Origin of the sequence: Kineococcus aridisoli, from assembly GCF_050871885.1 — a bacterium.
Classification (GTDB): Bacteria; Actinomycetota; Actinomycetes; order Actinomycetales; family Kineococcaceae; genus Kineococcus.
Genome location: NZ_JBJLSF010000012.1, coordinates 1 through 22234 on the forward strand (window position 1 = coordinate 1; position 22234 = coordinate 22234).

At 75.2% G+C, this 22234-nt stretch carries 25 protein-coding genes; 10 read left to right on the forward strand and 15 right to left on the reverse strand.

Annotated elements, in window-relative coordinates; genetic code table 11:
* Together ACRYM2_RS05320 and ACRYM2_RS05325 are read right to left on the reverse strand one after the other, a co-directional pair.
* The coding region (locus ACRYM2_RS05320) for a PAS domain-containing protein (RefSeq protein WP_432520437.1) at window positions 1–2324 on the reverse strand (2324 nt) is incomplete at its 3' end.
* Between the two features lie 549 nt (window positions 2325–2873).
* Entirely contained in the window at window positions 2874–4400 is a 1527-nt protein-coding gene (locus ACRYM2_RS05325) for a flotillin family protein (RefSeq protein ID WP_432520439.1), read from the reverse strand.
* A gap of 137 nt (window positions 4401–4537) precedes the next feature.
* On the opposite strand from ACRYM2_RS05325, the gene ACRYM2_RS05330 reads away from it, so the two are divergent.
* Complete coding sequence (locus ACRYM2_RS05330) at window positions 4538–5875, forward strand: alpha-amylase family glycosyl hydrolase (protein WP_432520441.1); 1338 nt, start codon at window positions 4538–4540, stop codon at window positions 5873–5875.
* Window positions 5876–5914: 39 nt separating this feature from the next.
* On the opposite strand, the gene ACRYM2_RS05335 is transcribed toward ACRYM2_RS05330, so the two are convergent.
* The 4 genes from ACRYM2_RS05335 to nhaA all read right to left on the reverse strand — a co-directional run bounded on the left by ACRYM2_RS05335 (window position 5915) and on the right by nhaA (window position 10302).
* The gene (locus tag ACRYM2_RS05335; protein WP_432520443.1) at window positions 5915–6982 is read right to left on the reverse strand and encodes an acyltransferase family protein; all 1068 of its coding nucleotides are present in this window, start codon (window positions 6980–6982) and stop codon (window positions 5915–5917) included.
* Window positions 6983–7060: 78 nt separating this feature from the next.
* A complete protein-coding gene (gene menC, locus ACRYM2_RS05340; protein ID WP_432520445.1) occupies window positions 7061–8182 on the reverse strand; it encodes an o-succinylbenzoate synthase in 1122 nt (373 codons plus the stop codon).
* Window positions 8179–8901: a GNAT family N-acetyltransferase gene (locus ACRYM2_RS05345; protein ID WP_432520447.1), complete on the reverse strand. Its 723-nt coding sequence runs from the start codon at window positions 8899–8901 to the stop codon at window positions 8179–8181. Before ACRYM2_RS05345 ends, menC begins: the two co-directional genes overlap by 4 nt.
* Window positions 8902–8997: 96 nt before the next feature.
* The gene (gene nhaA / locus ACRYM2_RS05350) at window positions 8998–10302 is read right to left on the reverse strand and encodes a Na+/H+ antiporter NhaA (protein WP_432520449.1); all 1305 of its coding nucleotides are present in this window, start codon (window positions 10300–10302) and stop codon (window positions 8998–9000) included.
* Window positions 10303–10529: 227 nt separating this feature from the next.
* On the opposite strand from nhaA, the gene ACRYM2_RS05355 reads away from it, so the two are divergent.
* Window positions 10530–11486 (forward strand): DUF808 domain-containing protein, encoded by a 957-nt coding sequence (locus tag ACRYM2_RS05355; RefSeq protein WP_432520451.1) that lies wholly within the window; start codon window positions 10530–10532, stop codon window positions 11484–11486.
* A gap of 11 nt (window positions 11487–11497) precedes the next feature.
* Here the strand turns inward: ACRYM2_RS05355 and crcB are convergent, their stop codons facing one another.
* Genes crcB through ACRYM2_RS05380 form a run of 5 tightly spaced genes read right to left on the reverse strand, consistent with a single transcriptional unit; the run spans window position 11498 to window position 14174 of the window.
* Window positions 11498–11860 carry a fluoride efflux transporter CrcB gene (crcB, locus tag ACRYM2_RS05360; protein ID WP_432520453.1) on the reverse strand — a complete coding sequence of 121 codons (363 nt, stop codon included), beginning with the start codon at window positions 11858–11860 and terminating at the stop codon, window positions 11498–11500.
* On the reverse strand, window positions 11857–12273 hold the full coding sequence (locus ACRYM2_RS05365; RefSeq protein ID WP_432520455.1) for a FluC/FEX family fluoride channel: 417 nt from the start codon (window positions 12271–12273) through the stop codon (window positions 11857–11859). The genes crcB and ACRYM2_RS05365 overlap by 4 nt, the downstream gene beginning before the upstream one ends.
* Window positions 12274–12315: 42 nt before the next feature.
* Entirely contained in the window at window positions 12316–12630 is a 315-nt protein-coding gene (locus ACRYM2_RS05370; RefSeq protein WP_432520457.1) for a DUF3349 domain-containing protein, read from the reverse strand.
* Window positions 12631–12644: 14 nt separating this feature from the next.
* The gene (locus ACRYM2_RS05375) at window positions 12645–12944 is read right to left on the reverse strand and encodes a hypothetical protein (protein ID WP_432520459.1); all 300 of its coding nucleotides are present in this window, start codon (window positions 12942–12944) and stop codon (window positions 12645–12647) included.
* 12 nt (window positions 12945–12956) lie between these two features.
* Complete coding sequence (locus ACRYM2_RS05380) at window positions 12957–14174, reverse strand: inorganic phosphate transporter (RefSeq protein WP_432520460.1); 1218 nt, start codon at window positions 14172–14174, stop codon at window positions 12957–12959.
* 210 nt (window positions 14175–14384) lie between these two features.
* Between ACRYM2_RS05380 and ACRYM2_RS05385 the strand changes: the two genes are divergently transcribed.
* Window positions 14385–14570 (forward strand): hypothetical protein, encoded by a 186-nt coding sequence (locus tag ACRYM2_RS05385; RefSeq protein ID WP_432520462.1) that lies wholly within the window; start codon window positions 14385–14387, stop codon window positions 14568–14570.
* Window positions 14540–14749 (forward strand): hypothetical protein, encoded by a 210-nt coding sequence (locus tag ACRYM2_RS05390; protein ID WP_432520464.1) that lies wholly within the window; start codon window positions 14540–14542, stop codon window positions 14747–14749. Before ACRYM2_RS05385 ends, ACRYM2_RS05390 begins: the two co-directional genes overlap by 31 nt.
* Here the strand turns inward: ACRYM2_RS05390 and ppk2 are convergent.
* Together ppk2 and ACRYM2_RS05400 are read right to left on the reverse strand one after the other, a co-directional pair.
* Window positions 14703–15560, reverse strand: coding sequence for a polyphosphate kinase 2 (gene ppk2 / locus ACRYM2_RS05395; RefSeq protein WP_432520562.1), 858 nt, complete (start codon window positions 15558–15560; stop codon window positions 14703–14705). The genes ACRYM2_RS05390 and ppk2 overlap by 47 nt on opposite strands.
* A gap of 191 nt (window positions 15561–15751) precedes the next feature.
* A complete protein-coding gene (locus ACRYM2_RS05400) occupies window positions 15752–16483 on the reverse strand; it encodes a glutamine amidotransferase (RefSeq protein WP_432520465.1) in 732 nt (243 codons plus the stop codon).
* 47 nt (window positions 16484–16530) lie between these two features.
* On the opposite strand from ACRYM2_RS05400, the gene ACRYM2_RS05405 reads away from it, so the two are divergent.
* The 4 genes from ACRYM2_RS05405 to ACRYM2_RS05420 all read left to right on the forward strand — a co-directional run bounded on the left by ACRYM2_RS05405 (window position 16531) and on the right by ACRYM2_RS05420 (window position 18310).
* A complete protein-coding gene (locus ACRYM2_RS05405) occupies window positions 16531–17040 on the forward strand; it encodes an acyl-CoA thioesterase (protein ID WP_432520466.1) in 510 nt (169 codons plus the stop codon).
* Entirely contained in the window at window positions 17027–17569 is a 543-nt protein-coding gene (locus ACRYM2_RS05410; RefSeq protein ID WP_432520468.1) for an SRPBCC domain-containing protein, read from the forward strand. The genes ACRYM2_RS05405 and ACRYM2_RS05410 overlap by 14 nt, the downstream gene beginning before the upstream one ends.
* Window positions 17570–17646: 77 nt before the next feature.
* On the forward strand, window positions 17647–18069 hold the full coding sequence (locus ACRYM2_RS05415; RefSeq protein WP_432520470.1) for a hypothetical protein: 423 nt from the start codon (window positions 17647–17649) through the stop codon (window positions 18067–18069).
* A gap of 13 nt (window positions 18070–18082) precedes the next feature.
* The gene (locus tag ACRYM2_RS05420; RefSeq protein WP_432520472.1) at window positions 18083–18310 is read left to right on the forward strand and encodes a helix-turn-helix transcriptional regulator; all 228 of its coding nucleotides are present in this window, start codon (window positions 18083–18085) and stop codon (window positions 18308–18310) included.
* A 5-nt stretch (window positions 18311–18315) separates the two neighbouring features.
* Here ACRYM2_RS05420 and ACRYM2_RS05425 read toward each other — a convergent pair whose 3' ends face one another.
* Window positions 18316–18567: a hypothetical protein gene (locus tag ACRYM2_RS05425; RefSeq protein ID WP_432520473.1), complete on the reverse strand. Its 252-nt coding sequence runs from the start codon at window positions 18565–18567 to the stop codon at window positions 18316–18318.
* Window positions 18568–18691: 124 nt separating this feature from the next.
* Here ACRYM2_RS05425 and ACRYM2_RS05430 point away from each other — a divergent pair, with 124 nt between their 5' ends.
* Window positions 18692–19966 (forward strand): PP2C family protein-serine/threonine phosphatase, encoded by a 1275-nt coding sequence (locus tag ACRYM2_RS05430; RefSeq protein ID WP_432520474.1) that lies wholly within the window; start codon window positions 18692–18694, stop codon window positions 19964–19966.
* A gap of 10 nt (window positions 19967–19976) precedes the next feature.
* Here ACRYM2_RS05430 and ACRYM2_RS05435 read toward each other — a convergent pair whose 3' ends face one another.
* A complete protein-coding gene (locus ACRYM2_RS05435; RefSeq protein ID WP_432520476.1) occupies window positions 19977–21662 on the reverse strand; it encodes an alpha-keto acid decarboxylase family protein in 1686 nt (561 codons plus the stop codon).
* A 102-nt stretch (window positions 21663–21764) separates the two neighbouring features.
* Between ACRYM2_RS05435 and ACRYM2_RS05440 the strand changes: the two genes are divergently transcribed.
* Window positions 21765–22220, forward strand: coding sequence for an Lrp/AsnC family transcriptional regulator (locus tag ACRYM2_RS05440; protein ID WP_432520477.1), 456 nt, complete (start codon window positions 21765–21767; stop codon window positions 22218–22220).
* The last annotated feature ends 14 nt before the right edge of the window (window positions 22221–22234 follow it).

Below are 22234 nucleotides of genomic sequence, written 5' to 3' on the forward strand. Positions count from 1 at the left end.
CCCAGCAGCAGGTCGTGGCCCAACCCGCTCAAGGTGCTCACGGTGCCGTCGGGGGTGAGCAGCATCGGCGGTGGGTGCCCGGCGTTGGACCAGCGCAGCCGGGTGATGTCGCGGGCGCGCTCGTCGGTGCTCTGCTCCAGGCGCGCCACGACCGCGGTGGCGGTGGTGCCCACCGCCAGGCCCTCCATCGCCGCATCCAGCCCGGTCAGCACCGCCGCCGGGGCCTGCCCGCTGGAGTAGGCGATGCCGCGCAGCAGCGAGCGCACCTGGCTCATCGCCGCGGCCGCTTCGATGTCGTGGCCCATGACGTCGCCGATGACCAGCACGGTGGCGCCGTCGGGTTGCAGGAAGGCGTCGTACCAGTCCCCGCCCACCTGGGCGGCGGTGGCGGCGGGGCGGTAGCGCACCGCGATCTGCAGGTGGTCCGGCTGCACCGGGTCGGTGAGCAGGGCGCGTTGCAGGCCTTCGGCCACGTGCTGCTGCTGGGCGTACAGGCGGGCGTTGTCCAGGGCCAGCCCGGCGCGGTCGGCGACCTCGCTCGCGGTCAGCAGAGCCTCCTCGCTGAAGTCACCGGAGCTCTGGCCGCGGAAGAGGGTGACCAGCCCCACGGTGCGCCCGCGCGCGCGCAGCGGCAGCACCTGCGCGCAGTGCGGGGCCAGCTGCCGCAGCAGCTCGCGCGCCTCCCCGCTCAGCAGGGCGGTGATCGCCTCGGTGGCACCGGCGGGCACCAGGACCGCCCGGCTGGTGCGCAGCGCCCGGTGCAGGAAGGAGGAGGGGCTGATCGAGCTCAGGCGGACCTCGCGGTAGCGCTCCAGCAGCGGGCGCAGCGCCTCCTGCGCGTGCCAGGAGCTGATGTCGCGCATGGTCCCCTGGTCGTCGACGAGCGTGACGATGCACCAGTCCCCCAGCGCGGGCACCAGGTGCTGGGCCAGGCGGGCCACGGACTCCTCGGGGTCCAGGGTGGAGGCGAGGTCGGCGCTGACCCTGGCCAGCAGGGCCAGCCGCTCGGCGGTGCGCTCGGCGGCCCGCTGCGCTCGCCGGGCTTCGCGCTGGGCGGCTTCGGCGGCGCGCTGGGAGACCTCCGCAGCACGCACGGCGGCCTCGGCGGTGCGCAGCGCCTCCTGCGCCGCCGCCCGCTCGGCCTCGGCCTGCTGCTGCGCGGCGCGGCGGGCGGTGACGTCCAGGAAGTACACCGACAACCCGTCGGGGTCGCGCCAGGCCCGCACCTCGTACCAGCGGTCCAGCGGGGCGGGGTAGTACGCCTCGAAGTTGACCTGCTCGCCGGTGTCCACCGCCCGGCGGTACTGCACCTCGAACTCCGTCCCCACGGCGTCGGGGAACAGCTCCCACACGTCCTGGCCCAGCAGTTCCTCGCGGGTGCGCTGCAGCAGCTTCTCGCCCTCGGCGTTGACGTAGCTGAAGCGCCAGGAGCGGTCCAGGGAGAAGAACGCCGACGACATCGACTCCAGCACCCGCGAGACGCGGGCGTCCTCGTGCCGCTCGGCGGTGGTGTCGTAGACCGCTCCCAGCAGGTGCGCCGGGCGCCCGTCGGCGCCGTCGAGCACCTCCCCGCGGGCCTTGACCCAGCGGGTGCCCCCACCGGGCAGCACCAGGCGGTACTCCGCCTCGAAGGTGCCGCCGGTGCTCACGGCCCCGGTGAGCAGCCGGCGCACCCGGGGCAGGTCGTCGAGGTGGACGCGGTCCTCGAAGGCGGCCATGGTGCCGTCGAAGTCCGCGGCGGTGTAGCCGAACAGCTCCAGCACCCGTTCGTCCCAGGCCAGGACGCCGGTGCGCAGGTCCCAGTCGAAGCTGCCCACCCCGCCGGCGGCGATGGCCAGCTGCCAGCGCAGCCGGTCGGACTCGTACTCCAGCGACAGCGCCGACAGCTCCAGCTCCGCAGCGGCCGCGACGGCCAGCTCGCTCAGCACCTCCACGTCCGTGCTGCGCCAGGTGCGCGGGGCGGGGTCGAAGACGCACAGCGCACCGACGACGTGCCCGTCCGCTCCTGTCAGGGGGACGCCCAGGTAGGCGCCCACCGCACCACCGGTCACCGGCGGCAGGGAGGCCACCCGCGCGTCCGCGGCGGCGTCCTCGACCACGAGCGGCGCCCCACCGGTGGCCGTCACGGTGCACAGCGAGTCCGCCAGCGGGCCGGTGAACCCCACCAGGGCGGGGTCCTGGCCTGCGACCGCGCCGATGGTCTGCACGTCGGTCAGCAGCGAGACCTGCGAGGCGGGGGCCGCCAGCAGCCGCGCCGCCAGGCCCGCCAGGCGCTGCAGCGCCGGGTCCGCCGGAGCGCGCACCAGCCGCTGGGCGGCCTGCACCTGCGCCGCGGACCCCGTGGGCCGCCCACCGGGAGCGGCTCCACCGCCGGGCCGAACGCTGCGGTCCGCAGGCCCTGGTGCTGCATCCACTGCCCGACCTCGACTTCCGCCTCACCCGTCGCGCCCGTCTGGTTGAGGGCTGCAGCGGCCCCTCGGGGTCCCACCGCTGCCGTCAACACTACGGGCGTGCCGGTGGGTGCTCGGCTTGCCGCTCCCCCGCCCCGGCAGCACATCGGGAGCACCGCGTCAGCGGCTCCGCACGAGGACTGCGGGGAGGCGCCCACCTCGAGTGCAGGCGCGAGGAGAGGACCGATGGCCCAGCTCGTCCTGGAAGCTCGGCTCCCGGCCGTCTCCACCGCCCGTCTCTCGGCCGTCTCCACCGCCCGTCGCCGGGTCGTCGACGAGGTCGCCCGTCGCACCGTGACGTGCACCGGACCCGTCGACGAGGACCTCGTCGAGCTGCTGACCTCCGAGGCGGTCGCCGACGCAGTGCGTCACGGCACCGGCCCGGTCACCGTCGACGTGCTCTGCGCCCCGGGGGCACGAGGCTCAGCCGTCCGCGCGCGCCGTCGTCCCCTCCGGCCCGCCGGTCCCGTCGAGCCCGCCCGCCGGCCGCGCGCCGGCCGGTGCGGGAGCCGCGCCGCCGAGGGAGTGCAGCATCCGGCCGACGTCGACGCCGGTGGTGCGCTTGAGCACCTCGAGGGTCTCCTGCAGGTTGCTGCCCACGGAGCGGCTCAGGGCGCCCGCGCCGTCGTTGGAGATGACGGTCAGGTCCTTGATGCCGGCGATCGGGCTGGCCAGCGCCTGCGCGACCTCGGGCAGCACCTCCAGGGCGCGCTGGGTGAGCGCGGCCTCGCCGAACTCCTTCAGCGCCTGCGCCTCCTTGGTGAGCGCCTCGGCCTTGGCGGCACCGGTCGCGGACAGGGCCTCGGCCTGCGCCTGCCCCTCCAGGCGCACCGCGTTCGCGTCCGCGGTGCGCCGCTGCAGCTCGGCCTCCGCGGCCAGCCGCACGCGCGCCGCCTCCGCCTCGGCGGACAGGCGCACGCGCTGCGCGTCGGCCTGGGCGGCGGCGACGGCGGCCTGCTGCTCGGCCTCGGCGGACAGCACCCGCGCGGTCTTCAGCGCCATCGCCTGCTGCTCGGCCTCGTAGCGGCGGGCGTCGGCGGGCTTGCGCACCTCGGTGTCCAGCGTGCGCTCGGTGAGCTCGGCCTGGCGCTGGGCGACCCGCTCCTGCTCCTGCAGGACCTGCTGCTGGGCGGCGGCCTCGGCCAGCCGGCCGGCGGCGTCGGCCTCGGCGGCCGCCTTGTCCTGGTCGGCGCGGAACTGCGCCTGCTGCAGCGCCAGGTCGCGCTGCGCCTGGGCGATCTTGGCGTCGGAGAGCGCCTTGGCCTGCTGCGCCTCCTGGGCGTTGTTCGCCTCGGCGATCTCGGCGGCGCGGCGGGCGTTGGCCGCCTCGGGCCGGCCGAGGTCCTTGAGGTAGTTCCCGTCGTCGCTGACGTCCTGGATCTGCAGGGTGTCCAGGACCAGCCCCTGGTTGTTGAGGCTGGTGACGGCCTCCTCCTCGACCTGGCGGGCGAACGCGACCCGGTCGCGGATGATCTCCTCGACGGTCAGCGTGCCGATGACCCCGCGCAGGCTGCCCGCGAGGACCTCCTGGGTGAACGGCTCGATCTCCTTCTGCTGCTGCAGGAAGCGCTGCGAGGCGGCGCGCACGAAGTCCTCGGTGCCGCCGACCTTGACGATGGCGACGCCGTCGACGTTCAGCCGGATGCCCTGGCGCGAGACCGCGCCGCGGATCGAGATGGGGATGCGCACCGAGGACAGGGACAGCCGGTGGGCCTGCTGCACGAGCGGCTTGACGAACACGCCGGCGCCCATGACGACCTTCTGGCCGGACAGGTCGGTGGTCACCTCCCCCGTCTGCGGGTTGGTGACCGGCCTGCCCTTCTTGCCCACGATGATGAGCGCCTCGGACGGGCTGGCGATCTTGTAGCGCGCCTTGACGGCGACGACCGCCACGAGCAGCAGGACGACGAGCGCTCCCACGGCCACGGCGGCCAGGACGATGGTGTCCACCTGGCTCTCCTCCTGGTCCGGCACCGGGCGCCCGCCCCGGCTGCGACGACGGCGTCGTCGACCAGGCGTCCCGCTGCACCTGCCGCCACCCTAGCCACCGGCGCGCCCGGCACCGGGTCCCTGCCACGATCGGGTGCATGCCTTCCTGGACCGAGCACGTCATGTGGTGGCACGTCTACCCCCTGGGCTTCACCGGGGCGCCGGTGCGCCCGGGCGAGGAGCACGACGGGGGCACCGGCGCGCGCCTGGTCCGCCACCGCCTGGGCCGGCTGGAGGCGTGGCTGGACCACCTGGTGGGGCTGGGCCTCAACGGCCTCGCGCTGGGCCCCGTCTTCGCCTCCTCCACCCACGGCTACGACACCGTCGACCACTTCCGCATCGACCCGCGCCTGGGCGACGAGGCCGACTTCGACCACCTGGTCGCCGCCTGCCGCGAGCGCGGGGTCCGCGTCCTGCTGGACGGCGTCTTCAACCACGTCGGGCGCGCGCACCCGGCCTTCGCGCAGGTGCTGGCCGAGGGGCCCGCCGCGCAGGCCGCGCAGCTGTTCCGCGTCGACTGGACCGGCTGGCGGCCGGGCGAGCCGGTGCGGGCGGAGGTGTTCGAGGGGCACGAGCAGCTCGTCGCGCTGGACCACTCCTCCCCCGCCGTGGTGGACCTGGTGGTGCGGGTGCTGCGGCACTGGCTGGACCGCGGCGCGGACGGCTGGCGGCTGGACGCCGCCTACGCGGTCCCGCCGGGGTTCTGGGCGCAGGTGCTGGCGCAGGTGCGGGCCACCCACCCGGACGCCTGGTTCACCGGCGAGGTCATCCACGGCGACGCGGCTGCGATCGTGAGGGAGTCCACCGTGGACTCCCTCACGCAGTACGAGCTGTGGCAGGGGGTCTGGCACTCCATCGCCGAGCGCAACCTCTTCGAGCTCGCCCACGCCCTCCAGCGCCACGACGCCCTGCTGCCCGTGTTCGTGCCGTCGACGTTCGTGGGCAACCACGACGTGACGCGCATCGCCTCGGCCGTCGGCGCCGACCTCGTCCCGCACGCCCTCGCCGTGCTGTTCACCGTCGCGGGCGTGCCGAGCGTCTACGCCGGCGACGAGTTCGCGCTCACCGGGGTCAAGGAGCAGCGCCTGGGCGGGGACGACGCCGTGCGGCCGGAGTTCGGCGAGCGGCCGCCGGCCGAGGACTCGCTGGGACCGGACGCGCGCGCGGTGCTGCGCGCCCACCGCGACCTCATCGCGCTGCGCCGGCGCCGCCCCTGGCTGCACCGCGCGCACACCGACGTCGTGCACCTGACCAACCGCCAGGTGCTGCTGCGCACCGCCACCGGCGCCGGCGCCGTCCTCGTGGCGCTCAACCTCGACGACGCCCCGGCCGCGCTGCCCGCGGCCGACGCCCGCGCGCTGGTGTGCGGGGCGGCGGAGCTCGACGGCGGGCACGTCCGGCTGGCCGCGCGCGGGTGGGCGGTGCTGGAGGGCTGACCGTGCCCGCGGGGCCCCGCTCGCGGGCGGCCCGGTCCGTCAGGCGGCCGGCGCCCGCACGGCCTGCTCCACCCGCTCGCGCCGGGGCCGTCCACCCGGCACCGAGAACACCCCGGGCACACCGCCCAGCAGCCGCCAGGCCAGCAGCGAGAGGGCGGTCGCCGCGACCGTCAGCACGAGGGGCAGCGCGGGGGTCGCCGGGGAGACCGCCGCCACCAGGGACGCGGAAGTGGACAGGACGCCGCACGCGACCGCGATGGGCAGGTAGTGCACGAGGTAGACCGCGAGGGTCCGCTCGCCGAGGTGGCGGAGCGGGCGGCCGGTGCGGGTCCCGGCGAGGGTCGTCGAGAGGCTGACGCCGGCCACGACCGCGAGCGGGGCCAGACCCACGGCCACCAGCCGACCGAGGGGCAGCAGGTCCGCCACGAGGGCTCCGGCCACCACGACGAAGGCGGCCGTGGAGACGAAGGCCGCGCGGGCGTCCAACCGCGCCACGCGCTCCAGAACCCGCTCGCGCAGGTGCAGGGCGGCGAAGAACCAGAAGACGTTGGCTCCCGTCTTGTCCCACCCGGTGTTCCCGGTGGACAGGACGCCGCTGGTGAAGAGCACCGACACGACGGCGGCCACGGTGAGGAGGACCGCCGGCGACGACCTCCTGCTGGCCCACGCGGCGATCGAGTACAGGACGAGGGCGTAGAGGAACCAGAGCCCTCCGTTGGGCAGGACGAGCATGAGCGCGGGTTCGCGCCAGTCGGAGGGGTCGCTCGTCGGCAGGACCCACGGGACGAACTGGAAGACCGCGAAGCGGACGGTGGACCAGAGGACGTACAGGTGGAGCAGCGGCCACAGGCGACGGCGGAACAGCTCCCCGAACGAGTCCGTCAGCAGCCGCTGCGCGAACAGGCCCGAGGCGAAGAAGAACAGCGGCAGGGACGCGGACAGGGCCACGACGCGGGTGGCGTCCGCCTGCCAGCCGTCCACGAGGCCGAGCGGTGTGAGGAAGAGCCCCGCGTGGTAAGCGACCACGCCGAGGATGGCCAGGCCCTTGGCGACGTCCACCCAGTCCAACCGCGTCGCGGCCGCCCGGACGGCAACGGGTGCAGGCATGGGCCACCTCCTCGTCGCGCGACATGCTAGCGGCGCCGGTCGCGCGGGCGGACGGGAACGCTGCAGTTCCGCGGCGGGTCAGGCCGCGGGGAAGCCGGCCGTGCGCACCCGGTTCCGCACCAGGAACTCCCGGTCGACCTCGACGCCCAGACCGGGTGCCGTCGCCACGGTCACCACCCCGGCGTGCGCGACCACCGGGGTGGTCACGTCGCGGGCGTAGTACTTCTCCGACGCCGACACGTCCGAGGGCAGGGTGAAGCCCGGCAGGCTGGACAGGGCGACGTTCGCGGCGCGGCCCACGCCGAACTCGTGCATGCCGCCGACCCACGCGGGCCAGCCGAGCTCCCGCGCGAGGTCGTGGGCGGCGACGGCGGCGCTCAGGCCCCCCATCCGCGACACCTTGACGTTGAGGACGCGGCCGGCGCCCAGGGCGTGCGCGGTGCGCAGGTCGTCGAGGGTGTCGATGGACTCGTCGAGGCAGACGGGTGTCGACACGCTGCGCTGGAAGGCCGCCGAGGTCGTGAACGCGCGCGGGGCGAAGGGCTGCTCGACCATCGTCAGGCCGAACGCGTCCAGCGCGCGCAGCGCGGCCAGGTGCCCGGGGTCGTCGGTGTAGGCGCCGTTGGCGTCGACGTGCAGCAGCAGCCCGTCGCCGAACGCCTCGCGCACCGCGCGCACCGGTTCCACGTCCCAGCCGGGCTGCACCTTCAGCTTCACCCGCGGGTACCCGGCCTCGAGGTGGTGGTGGCGCACCTGCTCGAGCAGGTCGTCGATCGTCGCCTCGATGCCCAGCGAGACCCCGGCGACGACCTCCGCGCGGGTGCCGCCGAGGGCGCGGGCGAGCGGCACCTGCGCGCCCTGCGTCCACAGCGCCCACGCGGCCGCGTCGACCCCCGCCGCGGCGAAGCGGTGACCGCGGACCCTGCGGTAGGCGCCGGCGACCTGCTCCGGCCGCTCGACGTCGACGCCGACGACGGCCGGCAGCAGGTACGTCGTGGCGACGTGCCAGCTCGTGGCGACGGTGTCGGGGGCGTAGAACGGGTCGCTGGGGCAGGCGACCTCCCCCCAGCCGGTGCGGCCCTCGGCGTCGGTGAGCTCGACGAGCAGGTGCTCGAGGAAGCCCTTGCGGTGCGAGCTCGTCTGGAACTCGTGCACCAGGGGCAGGCGCACCTGGTGCAGGTCGGCGCGGACGATCTTCACGGCTGCTCCTGGGGTCGGGGTGGGGCCTGCCGGTCGCTCCCGCCGGCGCGGCGCGCGGGCGCGGCGAACCCGTAGACGGAGCCGCCGCCCTCGCCGCGCCCGCACGTCACCGCGACCAGCCCGGCGGCCAGCAGCTCGTGGAAGCGCGCGCGCACCCGCGCCCGCGCGGCGGCGTCCACCTCCCCGGCGGGCACGACGAGCCGCTCGGCCACCTGCGCGGGCGGCGGGTTCGCCTCGAGGTCCCACTCGACGACGACGCGGTCGGTGCCGGGGCGGAAGTAGAAGTCGTCGACGTACCAGCGGGCGCGGGCGCCGAGGACGTCGAGGTTGAAGTGGGCGTTGCGGCCCAGGACGGGGTCGTAGGCCCAGCGCATCGTGCGGACCCCGTGCGCGCGCACCGCCTCGGCCTGCGCCTGCTTCAGCTGCCGGCCGAGCCCGCGGCCCTGGTGGCCGGGGGCGACGGCGGCGCTCTGGGAGTAGTGGTACTCGCCGTGCTCGTCGCGGGCGTGGACGCCGTAGGCGAACGCCACGAGCCGGCCCGCCTCGAGCAGGCCGACCGCCGAGCCGCCGTTGCGCACCAGGGCCGACAGCAGGCGGGGGTTGAGCTCCATGCCCGGCTCGCCGTGGCCGAGGACCTGCCGGTACAGCGCGCACGCCTGGTCCTGCAGGTCCGCGGTGTCCAGCACCGCGCTGGTCAGCACGGCGGGCCGCAGCGGCACGCGGACCCGGCAGGCACGCCGCCAGCATTCCGCCCGCCGCCCGGCGGGTGCAAGCAGGCGGGCGGCGCGGTCCGCCGGGAGCGCGGGCGCCGCGGGTCAGCGCTCGTAGACGTCCGGGACGCCGTTGCCGTCCGCGTCGACGCCCTCCTCCTCCTCGATGCGCCGGTAGGCGCGGTTGCGGGTGGAGAGCACGACGGCGGCCAGCACGGCGGCGACGGCGGAGCCGACGAGGACGCCGAGCGTGACGTGCTCACCGGCCGCGCTGCCCTCGCCGAAGGCCAGCGAGCCGATGAGCAGCGAGACCGTGAAGCCCATGCCGGCGAGCATCGCCATGCCGATGACGTCGACCCAGCTGAGGTGCTCGTCGAGCTCGGCGCGCGTGAGCTTCGACAGCAGCCAGGTGGTGCCGACGATGCCGATCGGCTTGCCGAGGACCAGACCGGCGATGACGCCCAGGGCCACCGGGTCGCGCAGCGCCTCCGCCAGGCCCGAGGCGCCGCCGACGGCCACGCCCGCGGAGAACAGCGCGAAGACGGGCACCGCGAACCCCGTCGACAGCGGGCGCCAGCGGTGCTCGAAGACCTCCGACAGGCCGGGGCCGGCCTCCGGGCCGCCGGCGGCCTGGCTGCGCAGCACCGGCACGGCCAGCCCGAGCAGCACGCCGGCGACCGTGGCGTGGACGCCGGAGGCGTGCACGAGGCCCCACGTCAGCAGCGCCAGCGGGACCAGCAGCCACCAGGCGCGCACCCGCCGCTGGACCAGGACGGTGAACAGCGCCAGCGGCACCAGGGCCAGCAGCAGCGGCGTCCACTGCAGCTGGTCGGTGTAGAAGACGGCGATGACGGTGATGGCCAGCAGGTCGTCGACGACGGCCAGGGTCAGCAGGAAGGTGCGCAGCGCGCTCGGCAGGTGCGAGCCGACGACGGCGAGCACCCCCAGCGCGAAGGCGATGTCGGTCGCCGTGGGCGTGGCCCACCCGGCGAGCGCCCCCTGCGGGGAGTCCGGGTGCAGCACCGCGACCAGCACGAAGAGCAGCGCGGGCACGGCCATCCCGCCGACGGCCGCGGCGATGGGCAGCGCCGCCGCGCGCGGGTCGCGCAGGTCGCCGGCGACGAACTCCTTCTTCAGCTCCAGGCCGGTGACGAAGAAGAAGATCGCCAGCAGCCCGTCGGCGGCCCAGTGCTCGATCGACAGGTCCAGGTGCAGCGAGGCCGGGCCGAAGTGGAGCTGGCGCACCTGCTCGTAGGTGCCGCCGGGCAGGTTCGCCCACACGAGGGCGAGGACGGTGAAGACGAGCAGCAGCAGCCCGCCGGTCGTCTCCTGGCGCAGGACGTCGGCGATGCGGCGGGCTTCGGCGTAGGAGCCGCGGGAGAACAGGCGGCGCGGGGAGGTGGCGGGCATGCGGGAGCACTCGCTTCCGGGGTCGACGAAGGCATCGCCGACCAGACTTCCCGGCACACCCCGCGCCGACCATACGCGATCGGCGGGCACCGCGGGTGCCCGCCGACGACGGGCGCGACGGGTGCGACGGGCGCGACGGGTGCCCCGGGCCACCGCAGCGCCGGGCGGGCCGGACTCGGGCACCATCGACGGCAGTGCCCGTGCCGAACGACCGGAAGGACCCTGCCGTGAGCGGTGGACTCGTAGCCCTGCTGGACGACGTGGCGGTGCTCGCGCGAGCGGCCGCCGCCTCCGTCGACGACGTCGGCGCCGCCGCGGCGCGCGCGAGCGTCAAGGCCGCCGGCGTCGTCGTCGACGACACCGCCGTCACCCCGCAGTACGTGCGCGGCCTGACCGCCGACCGCGAGCTGCCGATCGTGCGGCGCATCGCGCTGGGCTCGCTGCGCAACAAGCTGCTGCTCATCCTGCCCGCGGTGCTGCTGCTCAGCCAGTTCCTGCCGTTCCTGCTCACCCCGCTGCTCATGCTCGGCGGCGCCTACCTGTGCTTCGAGGGCGCGGAGAAGGTGTGGGCCAAGCTCAGCGGCCACCACCACGGCCACGGCACCGACGGCACCGCGCTGCCGGACGAGAAGACGGTCGTCTCCGGGGCCGTGCGCACCGACTTCATCCTGTCCGCGGAGATCATGGTCATCGCGCTCAACGAGGTCACCGACGAGCCGTTCCTGTCCCGGGCGGTGATCCTCGCGGTCGTCGGGATCCTCATCACCGTCCTCGTCTACGGCGTCGTCGGCCTCATCGTGAAGATGGACGACATCGGCCTGCGGCTGGCCGCCCGGCCGAGCCCGGGCGTGGCCCGCTTCGGCCGCGGCCTGGTGGTGGGGATGCCCAAGCTCCTCACCTTCCTCACCGTCGTCGGGACCGCGGCGATGCTGTGGGTCGGCGGTCACATCCTGCTCGTGGGCAGCGACGAGCTGGGCCTGCACGCCCTCTACGGCGCCGTGCACCACCTCGAGGAGGCCGCCCACGAGGCGGCCGGCGCCGTCGGCGGCCTCGTGGGCTGGCTCGTCAACACCCTCGCCAGCGCGGTCGTCGGCCTCGTCGTCGGCGCGCTCGTCGTGGTCCTCGTGAGCCTGCTGCACCGCCTGCGCGCGGGCCGCTCCGCGCAGGCCGGCGCCGGGCACTGACGCGCCCCGCGCTAGAGCAGGGCGGCCAGCCGCAGGCCGAGCGCGGCGGCGAGCAGGGTCAGCACGAGGTTGCCGCCCAGGTTCGCCGCCGCCGCCCGCAGCGCCCCGCGCCGCGCCAGGTGCACGGTGTCGACGGCCGCCGTGCTGAACGTGGTGAACCCGCCGCAGAAGCCGGTGCCCAGCACGAGCCGCCACGCGTCGCCGGCACCGGCGAGCACCAGGCCGGTGAGCAGGCCGAGCAGGAACGAGCCGGTGACGTTGACGACGAGGGTCCCCCACGGGAGGTCGCCGGCCCGGCGGGCGCGCACGGCGCCGTCCACGGCGAAGCGGGCGGCGGCGCCCAGACCGCCCGCGAGCACCAGCAGGACGATCACGCGGCCCGCCGGCGGCCGACCGCGGCGGCCAGCGCGGTGCCCGCGGTGGCGGCGAGCAGCCCGCCGGCCAGGCTCGCGGCGGCGTAGCCCAGCGCGAGGTGACCGCGCCCGGCGCCGAGCAGGAGGTCCAGCTCGACGGCGAAGGCGGACCACGTGGTGAACCCGCCGCAGAACCCGGTGCCCAGCAGCAGGCGCCGGCGCCGCAGCGCCGCCGTCTCCGGTCCCCGCCGCAGCAGCGCCTCCAGCAGCGCGCCGAGCGCGAACGCGCCGGTCAGGTTGACCGCCAGGGTCGCCAGCGGCCAGCCGGCGACGGCGGGGACCGCGACGCCGACCGCCCACCGGGCCAGCGTCCCCGCCGCGCCGCCGGCGGCGACCAGGGCCAGCAGCCGGGGGTCGCGGTGGGCGGGTCTCACCCGGCGATGATGCCCCGGGGAGCGCGCGCGGCGCGCGGGGCCTCAGTCCCGGGGGGCGTCGGCCAGCGGCCAGCCGCCGGCGGCCAGGTGGGAGGAGACCCGGGTGACGTCGGCCGGCGAGGCCTCGTCGAGGGTCGCCTCGTTGATGAGCCGCTCGACGTCGGCGGTGGTGATGACCTCGCCCTGCTGGGCCAGGTCGGCCAGGTCGGCGGAGATCTGGCGGACCTCCAGGTCGGTGCACTTGCGGCGCAGGATGCCCAGGAGGGCGACGTAGTCCTGGCGCGGCACGCCGGCGGGGTAGCCGGCGCGCAGCCAGTCGACGACCCGTCCGGCGATGCTCGTCGAGCTCGTGGCCACGGTGGTCGCTCCCCTCACTCGTCGGCGATCGTCGGGACGACGTGCTCGAAGCTCAGCGTCTTGCCGAAGCCGCTGGCCACGATGAAGGTGATGCCCGTCGCCACGACGAGCACGACGACGGCGAAGCAGACCACGGCCAGCACCTTGCCGACCGGGTGCCCGGGGGCGTGGCTGGTCTCCGCGTCCCCGCCGGCGCCGTAGGCCATCGCGCGGATGCCGGCGGAGAACAGCACGGGGATGCCCGCGCCGAGCACGAGCCCGACGAGCAGGATCTGCCCGACCGCCCGCAGGGCCAGGTCGATGACGTCCGCCACGGACCGCTCCTCTCAGACCGCGGCCGGGGTGCGGTCGGCACCCTCGGTCGCGTCCCACTCGTCGTTGACGTTGCCGGCGTGCACGGGGTTCTTGCGGGAGTGGACCAGGACGGCGGCGGTGAAGGCCAGCAGGACCGCCACGACCACCGCGGCGCCGAGCAGCCCGCCGCCGAGCACGTCGCCGATCCACCACATGAGCGCCCCCACCAGGCCCGCGGCGGGGATCGTGGTGAGCCAGGCGACGACCATCCGGGCCGCGACCCGCCAGCGCACGGTCGCACCGGGCTTGCCCAGCCCGGAGCCGAGCACCGAACCCGTCGTCACGTGGGTCGTCGACAGCGCGAAGCCCAGGTGGCTGGAGACGAGGATGACCGCGGCCGACGAGGTCTCGGCGGACATCCCCTGCGGCGGGGCGATCTCCACCAGCCCCTTGCCGAGGGTGCGGATGATGCGCCAGCCGCCCAGGTAGGTGCCGGAGGCGATGGCCAGCGCGCAGGAGGCCTTCACCCAGAACGGGATCTCGGTGGTGCTGCTCCAGTGCCCGGAGGCGATGAGGCCCAGGGTGATGACACCCATCGTCTTCTGCGCGTCGTTGGTGCCGTGCGCGAGGGAGACCAGCGACGCGGAGCCGATCTGGCCCCAGCGGAAGCCCTGGTCGGTGAAGCGGGTGGCGACACCGGAGACCACCTTGTAGACGAGCCAGGTGGCCACGGTGGCGACGACCGCGGCGACGACGGGCGAGGCGATCGCGGGGACGATGACCTTGCCCACGACGCCGTCGATCTCGCTGCCGTCGCCGCTCCAGTTCACCCCGGCCCAGCCCAGGCCCGCCACGGTCGAGCCGATGAGGCCGCCGAACAGCGCGTGCGAGGAGCTGGAGGGCAGGCCGAGCAGCCAGGTGAGCAGGTTCCAGACGATCGCGCCGACCAGACCGGCGAGCACGATGAGCAGCAGCGCGGAACCGCCGCCGGAGAGCAGTTCCGGTCTCGGCGACCCGTCGGCGTCCTGGATCTTCACGACCGCGTTGGTGACGGTGAGGGCCACCTCGACCGACAGGAACGCGCCGACGAGGTTCAGGACGCCGGAGAGGGCGACGGCGGTCTTCGGCCGCAGTGCGCCGGTGGCGATGGACGTGGCCATCGCGTTCGCGGTGTCGTGGAAGCCGTTGGTGAAGTCGAACGAGAGAGCGACCACCACGACCAGCACGAGGATGACGGTTGCGGTCTCCACGTACGAGAACGCTGCACCCGGTCCGGTGATCGGGACAGCCGGATCCGGGCCGCCCGTGGACATTTCACCGGCTGTTCACCGACGGGCCGGAACTCCAGCGCCAGGGCGGCGACCGGCCGTCGCCGGCGTTGGTGGTCAGGCTCCCACGGTGTCCGCGACGGCCCCCCCTCCCCCGCGTCCCGCCGGCGCAGGGGGCAGCTGCTGGAACAGGTGCAGCCGCGCACCCCCGCCGCCCCGCAACTGCTGGAGCAGCTGTGGCAGCGCGTCGCCGAGGGCTTCGCGCGGCTGGCGTCCTCCCGCTGGGTCGCGGCCGTCATCGGCGGACTGCTGCTGCAGGCCGCCGGCGCGCGGGGCGCCGCACGCAGGTGCTGGAGTGGTTCCAGCACTGGGTGCTGACGAGCCTGCTGCTCACCCAGGTGTTCCTGTTCGCCGCCTCGCAGTTCGCGGCCACCGCGGGCCTGCTCGTCGACCTCGCCCTGCTCGGGGTGGTCAGCGCGGGCCTGGCCGCCCGCCGCCTGCGGCCCGGGGTCAGCTCGCCGGCCGGCGGTCCGCCTCCAGGATCGTGCGGGCGCTGACGACCAGCAGCGGGTCCGGCATCCCCACGAGCTCGTGGTCCTTGTCGTCGTAGGCGAAGCGGGACAGGACGTGGCGCATGGCGGCCAGCCGGGCGCGCTTCTTGTCGTTCGTCTTCACGACCGTCCAGGGGGCGAAGGCGGTGTCGGTGCGGGCGAACATCGCCTCCTTGGCGGCGGTGTAGTCGTCCCAGCGGTCCAGGCTCTCCAGGTCCATCGGCGACAGCTTCCACTGGCGGACCGGGTCGATCTGGCGGATCGCGAACCGCGTCCGCTGCTCGGCGCGGGTCACCGAGAACCAGAACTTCACGAGGTGGATCCCGTCGTCGACGAGCATCTGCTCGAAGAGCGGGACCTGGTTCATGAACCGCTCGTACTCGCGGGGGGTGGCGAAGCCCATGACGCGCTCGACGCCGGCGCGGTTGTACCAGGAGCGGTCGAAGAGCACGAACTCCCCGGCCGCGGGCAGGTGCTGCACGTAGCGCTGGAAGTACCACTGCGTCGACTCGCGCTCGGAGGGCTTCTCCAGCGCGACGACCCGGGCGCCGCGCGGGTTCAGGTGCTCCATGAAGCGCTTGATGGTGCCGCCCTTGCCGGCGGCGTCGCGGCCCTCGCAGAGCACGACGATCCGCTCCCCGCTGGACTTCAGCCACCGCTGCAGCTTCAGCAGCTCGATCTGCAGCAGCCGCTTCTGGGCGTCGTACTCCTGCCGGGACAGGCGCTCGGGGTAGGGGTAGTCCTCGCGCCAGGTGTCGACCGGGCTGCCGTCGGCGCGCAGCAGGACGGGTTCGTCCTCGTCGTCGAGGACGGTCATCCCGGCGTCGGCGAGCAGGTCCACGCGTTCTCCTCCAGCAGGGTTCCCCGGCGGTCGCGCCGGGCCGGCGGCCACCGGCGGCTGGCACGGTACGTCAGGCACCGCGCTCCCGCAGGCCGGCTGCGCCCGATCGGGGGGACGCCGGGGTGAACTCCCGCTGAACGGCGCGCTCGGCGCCGGTCGGGCACCGCTCAGCGCCGGTAGCGCTCCACGAAGCGGCGCAGGACCAGCGGGGCGTGCTCGGCGCGGGAGCGGCGCAGGCGCGCGACGACGTCCTCCAGCTGCCCCGGGGGGAAGTACCCCTCGTCCCGGTAGGCCAGCACCCGCTGGACGATCCCGTCCACGTCCAGCTCCGGGTGGAACTGGGTGGCGTACAGGTTGCGGCCCACGCGGAACGCCTGGACCGGGCAGGTGGGCGAGGAGGCCAGCACCACCGCGGACGGCGGCGGCACGCGCAGCGCCTCCTTGTGCCCGACGAAGGCGTCGAAGACGGCGGGCAGGCCGCCGAGGACCGGGTCGTCGCGGCCGGCGTCGGTGAGGCCGACGGGCACCGTGCCGATGGGCTCGCCGTAGGTGGTGTCGACGAGACCGCCCTGGTGGACGCCCAGCGTGCCGACGCCGTAGCAGGCGCCGAGGAAGGGGAAGTCCGCGGCGACCACCCGGTCCAGCAGCGCGCCCAGCTCGCGCTCCACCCGGCGCTGGGCCGCGGTCTTGGTCTCCTCCGGGTCGCTGGTGCAGTACGGGCTGCCGCCGACGACCACGCCCGACAGCTCGTCGAGGTCCACCTCGGGCATCGGGTCGCGCTCCAGGCGCACCCGCACCAGCTCGTGCGGGCGCAGGCCCCCGTAGCGCAGGACGGCGGCGTGCTCGGCGTCCGCGACGGCGTCGTCGGCCCGGGTGGCCAGCAGCAGGAACGGCTTCACGGGCGCACGCTAGCCGTGCACCCCGCGCCCCGCCCTACGCTGGGGGCATGTCAGGACATGGTGCCCAGGGTTCGCTGGACGACGGCCGCCTCGGCGCGGGCGACCCCACCGACCCGGCCAGCCACCACGAGGTCAACTTCCGCACCCGCAAGTGGGTCCGCCCGGAGGACCTCAACGCCAACGGGACGCTGTTCGGCGGCAGCCTGCTGCGCTGGATCGACGAGGAGGCGGCGATCTACGCGATCCTGCAGCTGGGCAACGGCGCGGTCGTCACCAAGTACATCTCCGAGATCAACTTCGTCTCCTCGGCCCGGCAGGGCGACCTGATCGAGATGGGGCTGCGGGCCACGCGCTTCGGCCGGACCTCGCTGACGATGCGGGCCGAGGTCCGCAACATGATCACCCGCAGCAGCATCCTCACCATCGAGGAGATCGTCTTCGTCAACCTCGGCCCCGACGGCCGGCCCGCCCCCCACGGCTACTCCACGATCACCTACGCCCGCGACCGCGTCCCCGCCTCGACGCGGGTGCAGGATGCTGCGCGTGAGCACCCCTGACCTGCTCGGCGGCGCCGTCCTGCACGGCGGCGAGCGCGCCACCCTGCACCTGTCCCGCGACTACCCCCACCCCGTGGCGGCGCTGTGGACGGCGCTGACCCTGCCGGAGCTGACCCGCCGCTGGTGGGCCGACCTGCGCGCCGACCTGCGGGTGGGCGGGGAGTTCTCCCTCATGTGGCTGTCCGGGCCCGCCGACGGCCTGGAGTGGTGGCCCGGCGAGGTCACCGCGCTCGACCCGCCCCGGCTGCTGGAGCACACCAGCTCCGAGCACGGCCTGCTGCGCTGGGAGCTGCAGCCGCTGTACGCCGGCGCCCTGCGGGCGCGGACCCGGCTGACGCTGACGAACGAGCTGGAGGGCGAGGACGCCTGGGTGCCGATGTCGCTGGCGGCCTGGCACCTGCACCTGGAGCAGCTGCAGGTGGCGCTGGAGGGCGGCGGCACCGAGTGGACCACCTGGGGCACGAGCGCGGACCGGCGCCTGCGCGCGCTGCGGGACGCCTACGCCGCGGCCCTGCCCGGCGTCGACTGAGCTGCCGGCGGAGCGCGACCCCCGCTCCCGTGACAAGGAAGCTTGACACGGCGGGCGGGACGCGCGATCGTCGTGCCATGACAAGCGACCTTGACACGCGCGGACCCAGCGACGGCGACCGCGCCCGCTCGCGCGCCTACCTGCGCGACTTCGCGCCCGCCATGGCGGCCTACACCGTCGTCGTCGTGGCCGTGGGGACCTGGGGCGGTCTCGGCGGCGACAGCCCCTGGCGCTACGCCTGGGCCCTGCTGCCCGTCCTGCCCGTCGGACTGGTGGTGCGCGCCGTGGCGCGCGGGCTGCGCCGCTCGGACGAGTACGCCCGGCTGCTGCAGCTGAGGGCCCTGGCGGTCTCCTTCGCCGCCGCGATGCTCGCCAGCGTCGCGCTGGGGATGCTGGCGATCGCCGGTGTGCCGCTGTCGGCGGAGCTGCTGCCCTGGCTCGTCTTCGGCGCGGGCATGCTCACCTGGATCGTGAGCGCCGCCCTGTCCGGCCGCGGCTGACGGCGGCACCGCCGTGGACAACCGCATCCGGCAGCTGCGGGTGGAGCGCGGCTGGACCCAGGCCGCGCTGGCCGACCTGCTGCAGGTCTCGCGGCAGACCGTCAACGCCCTGGAGACGGGCCGCTACGACCCCAGCCTGCCGCTCGCCTTCCGCATCGCCCGCCTGCTGCAGCAGCCCATCGAGGCGATCTTCGACCCCGGCGAGGAGCTGGACGGCCCGGTGGGCGCCCCGGCCCGGTGAACGGGTCAGCTGCCGCCGGCCGCGGCGCGCACCCCCGCCAGGAAGCGGGTCAGCTCGGCGGGCTGGGCGAAGGTCACCGTGCGCGCGCGGCCGCTGTGGTGGGCCACCGCGACGTCCTCCACCCGCACCCCGAACATGATCAGCTCCATCGCCAGCCCCTCGGGCACGAAGTCGTGGGGGTGCAGCTCCAGCGCCTCCGCCCGCCCCTGCTCGTCGAGGGAGGACCACCACTGCTCGAGGGGGACGGATCGGCTCACCCTGGTGCATGCGGCACGACGCGCCGGGCGCTTGACGGGCCGTCCCCCGAACGCAGGCGCAGCGCCACCCGATCGGATCGCCCGCGTGGCCCCGCGAGGCACTCCGGTCCCCGATGATGGGCGGGTGCCGCACCGCCGAGACCTCGCCGTCGCCTCGGCCGACCTCTTCACCGGCCTGCTGCGCCGCACCCACCTGTCCCGGCCCGACCAGCTGGCCGACGTCGTGGCCGAGGAGGCCGGCGCCGCCCTGGACGCCGAGGACGTGGTCCTGTCGCTGGTCAACCACGAGCACACCGCCCTGGTCCCGGTGCCCCGCCGCGACGCCCCGGCGCGCGAGGAGCAGCCCGTGGACGGCTCCATGGCCGGGCGGTCCTTCGCCGGCACGCGCGTGCTGAGCGCCGACGCCGGCCCCGACCGGCACGGGCGGCCGCGGCGGCGGCTGTGGGTGCCGCTGCTGGACGGGACCGAGCGCCTGGGCGTGCTGGAGCTGACGGTCCCCGTCGGCGCCGGGGGGACGGACGTCCCCGCGGACGAGGTCGCCGTCTGGGAGCGCTACGCGCACCTGGTGGCCATGGTCACCATCTCCAAGAGCGCCTACGGCGACGTCGTGGAGCAGGTGCGGCGCTCCAGGGCCATGACCGTGGGCAGCGAGCTGATCCACGCCGTGCTGCCCCCCAGCACCTGCGCCACCGAGGGCCTGGTCCTCAGCGGGGTGCTGGAACCGGCCTACGACCACGGCGGCGACGCCTACGACTACGCCGTCAACGCCGACGCGGTGCACCTGGCCATCTTCGACGGGATGGGCCACGGCCTCGCCGCCGCCGGGCTGACCACGTTCGCGCTGGGCACCTACCGCGCCGCCCGCCGCTCCGGCGCGGACCTGCGCCGGACCTACGCCGACGTCAACGAGGCGGTGCTGCAGCAGTTCGGCGGGGACCGCCACGTCACCGCCGTGCTGGCCCGCTTCGAGCCCGACAGCGGGCGCCTGACCTGGATCAGCGCCGGGCACCCGCCGCCGCTGCTGCTGCGCGGCTCCCAGGTGGTCAAGGCGCTGCGGGCCAAGCCGGCCTTCCCGCTCGGCTGGCCGTTCCCGGTGGACCCCGACGCCGACCTGGTGGTCGCCGAGGAGGTGCTGCAGCCCGGCGACGCGGTGCTGCTCTACACCGACGGGCTCACCGAGGCCCGCCGCCCGCACGAGGACATGCTCGGCATCGAGGGGCTCGCCGCCTTCCTGACGCAGGAGGCCGCCGCGGGGCAGTCCGCGCCGGAGACCCTGCGCCGGCTGCGCCGCGCGGTGCTGGACCGCCAGCAGGGGGTCCTGCGCGACGACGCGACGGCGCTGCTGGTGGAGTGGCGCCGCGGCAGCGAGCAGGACGTGGTCCCGCAGACCGTCCTCTGAGCGGCCGGGGTCAGCGGATGCTGCGGGCCAGCTGCAGCAGCGGCTCCGGGGCGTCGTCGCGGGGCAGGACCAGCTCCACGAACGCGGCGTGGCCGGGGTCGGCGCGCACCTTCGCCAGCACCTCCACCAGGTCGGCGGGCGTGCTCGCGCGGTGCACGGGCACGTGCGGGGCGCCCAGCGCCGCGGGCAGCTTCGTCCAGTCCCACTCCACGACGTCCTGGTAGGGCGCCTCGGGGCTGCGGATGGCGCGCTCGACGGTGTAGCCGGAGTTGTTGACGAGCAGGACGGTCGGGGTGAGGCCGAGCGAGAGCAGCCGCCCCAGCTCCTGCACCGTCAGCTGGGCGGAGCCGTCGCCGATGACGAGCACCGTCTCGCGGCCGGGCTCGGCGAGCATCGCCCCCAGCGTGGCGGGCAGCGTGTAGCCGATCGAGGACCACACCGGCTGGCCCAGCAGGTCGCAGCCGTCGGGCAGCACGAGCTCCAGCGCGCCGTAGAACGACGTGCCGGCCTCGGCGACGAGCAGCGTGCCGGGCAGCAGCCACTGCTGCAGCAGCGGCCACAGGTCGGCGTGGGTGAGCGGTCCGTCGGGGTGGGCCGGCACGTGCCGGGCGGGTGGCGCGACGTCCTGGCGCGGCAGCGGGGCCGGGCGCGGGGAGCGCGCCTCCAGGACCTCCTCGAGGATGCGCAGCGACTCCTCCAGGTACAGGCCGTAGAACGGCTGCCCGGCGATGCGGGCGTGGTCCAGCTGCAGGTCCACGGCCTGCTCGGGGTCGAAGGCGTGGGTGAAGGAACCGGTGAGGAAGTCGGTGAGCACGACGCCGGCCAGCACCAGCGGCGAGGCCTCGTCGACGCGGCGGCGGGTGGCCGGGTCCCGGGTGAAGCGGCCCGCGTAGACGCCGAGGGTCGCCGGGTGCGACTCGTCGAGCATCGCCTTGGAGGCCGACTGGGTCGCCACCCGCACGCCGTTCTGCGCGGCCAGCGCCCGCACGAGGTGCTCCAGCCGGCGGCGGTGCAGCCGGGGCCCCGCCAGGACCGTGACCTCGGGGCTGGCGCCGAGGAAGTCCGCCAGCGCGCGGCGGAACTCCTCGGCGGCGCCGGCGTCGCTGCGCAGCACCGGCAGCAGCCGCGACAGCGGCGCGGCGGAGACCCGGGCGAGCGCGACGTCGGAGGGGATGCCCAGGTAGACCGGCTGCGAGGAGCCGACGGCGGTCATGAGCGCCTGGTCGATGCTCGTGCCCGCCCCCTGGGCGCGGACCACCACCGCGCACGCCGTGACCTCGGCGGCCACGCGCACGAAGTGCCCGAAGTCGCCGTCGGCCAGGGAGTGGTGCAGCAGCGCGCCGTCGGCCATCGCCCGCGTCGGCGGCAGCCCGACGACGTGGACGACGGGCACGTCCTCGGCGCGGCTGCCGGCGAGGGCGTTGACGGCGGACAGCTCCCCCACGCCGAAGGTGGTGACGAAGGCCGCGGGCCCGCGTCGCAACCGAGCGTGACCGTCGGCGCAGTAGCCGGCGTTCAGCTCGTTGGACGAGCCGATCCACCGCAGCCCGCCCGCGTCGAGCACCTCGTCGAGCAGGGCGAGGTTGAAGTCGCCGGGCAGGCCGAAGAGGTGCCGCAGCCCGAGCTGCTCCAGCCGCCGGGCGAGGTAGGCGCCGACGCTGACCGTGCCGGGATCCGTCCCCGTGTCCGCTCTCACCCCCCGAGGACACCTCCTCGCGGTCGGAACGTGCAACAGCGGCGCTCGCCGTTGGTCGGATCGACCAGTTCCGGCCACGTCGATGCGCATAGAGTGGTCGACGTGACCAGCCTGGACGAGACCGACCGGCGCCTCCTGCTCGCGCTGGACCGCGATCCGCGGGCCACCGTCGCGCAGCTGGCCCTCGACCTCGGCCTGGCCCGGGGCACCGTGCACAGCCGCCTGGAGCGCCTGGGCGCCGAGGGCGTCCTGCGGGCGAACTCCACCCGGCTGGACCCCGCGCGGGTGGGGCTGCCGATGCGGGCGCTGGTCACAGCGGGTGTCGAGCAGAGCGAGTTCCCCGGGCTCGTGGAGGACGTCTCGCGCATCCCCGAGGTCGTCGAGTGCGTGGGCATCTCCGGCGACTCCGACCTGATGATCCAGATCGCCGCGCGCGACGCCGACCACGTCTACGACATCACCCAGCGGATCATGCGCTGCCGCGGCATCCGCCGGACCTCGACGTCGATCGTGCTGCGCGAGCTGCTGAGCTACCGGATGGACCACCTGCTGCGCTGACCGCCGGGCGCGCT

Coding starts and splice junctions, on each gene's coding strand:
- ACRYM2_RS05415 (WP_432520470.1), top strand. CDS start 17,647: ATGACAAGCGACCTTGACACGCGCGGACCCAGCGACGGCGACCGCGCC.
- nhaA (WP_432520449.1), bottom strand. CDS start 10,302: ATGCCCGCCACCTCCCCGCGCCGCCTGTTCTCCCGCGGCTCCTACGCC.
- ACRYM2_RS05330 (WP_432520441.1), top strand. CDS start 4,538: ATGCCTTCCTGGACCGAGCACGTCATGTGGTGGCACGTCTACCCCCTG.
- ACRYM2_RS05405 (WP_432520466.1), top strand. CDS start 16,531: ATGTCAGGACATGGTGCCCAGGGTTCGCTGGACGACGGCCGCCTCGGC.
- ppk2 (WP_432520562.1), bottom strand. CDS start 15,560: ATGACCGTCCTCGACGACGAGGACGAACCCGTCCTGCTGCGCGCCGAC.
- ACRYM2_RS05335 (WP_432520443.1), bottom strand. CDS start 6,982: ATGCCTGCACCCGTTGCCGTCCGGGCGGCCGCGACGCGGTTGGACTGG.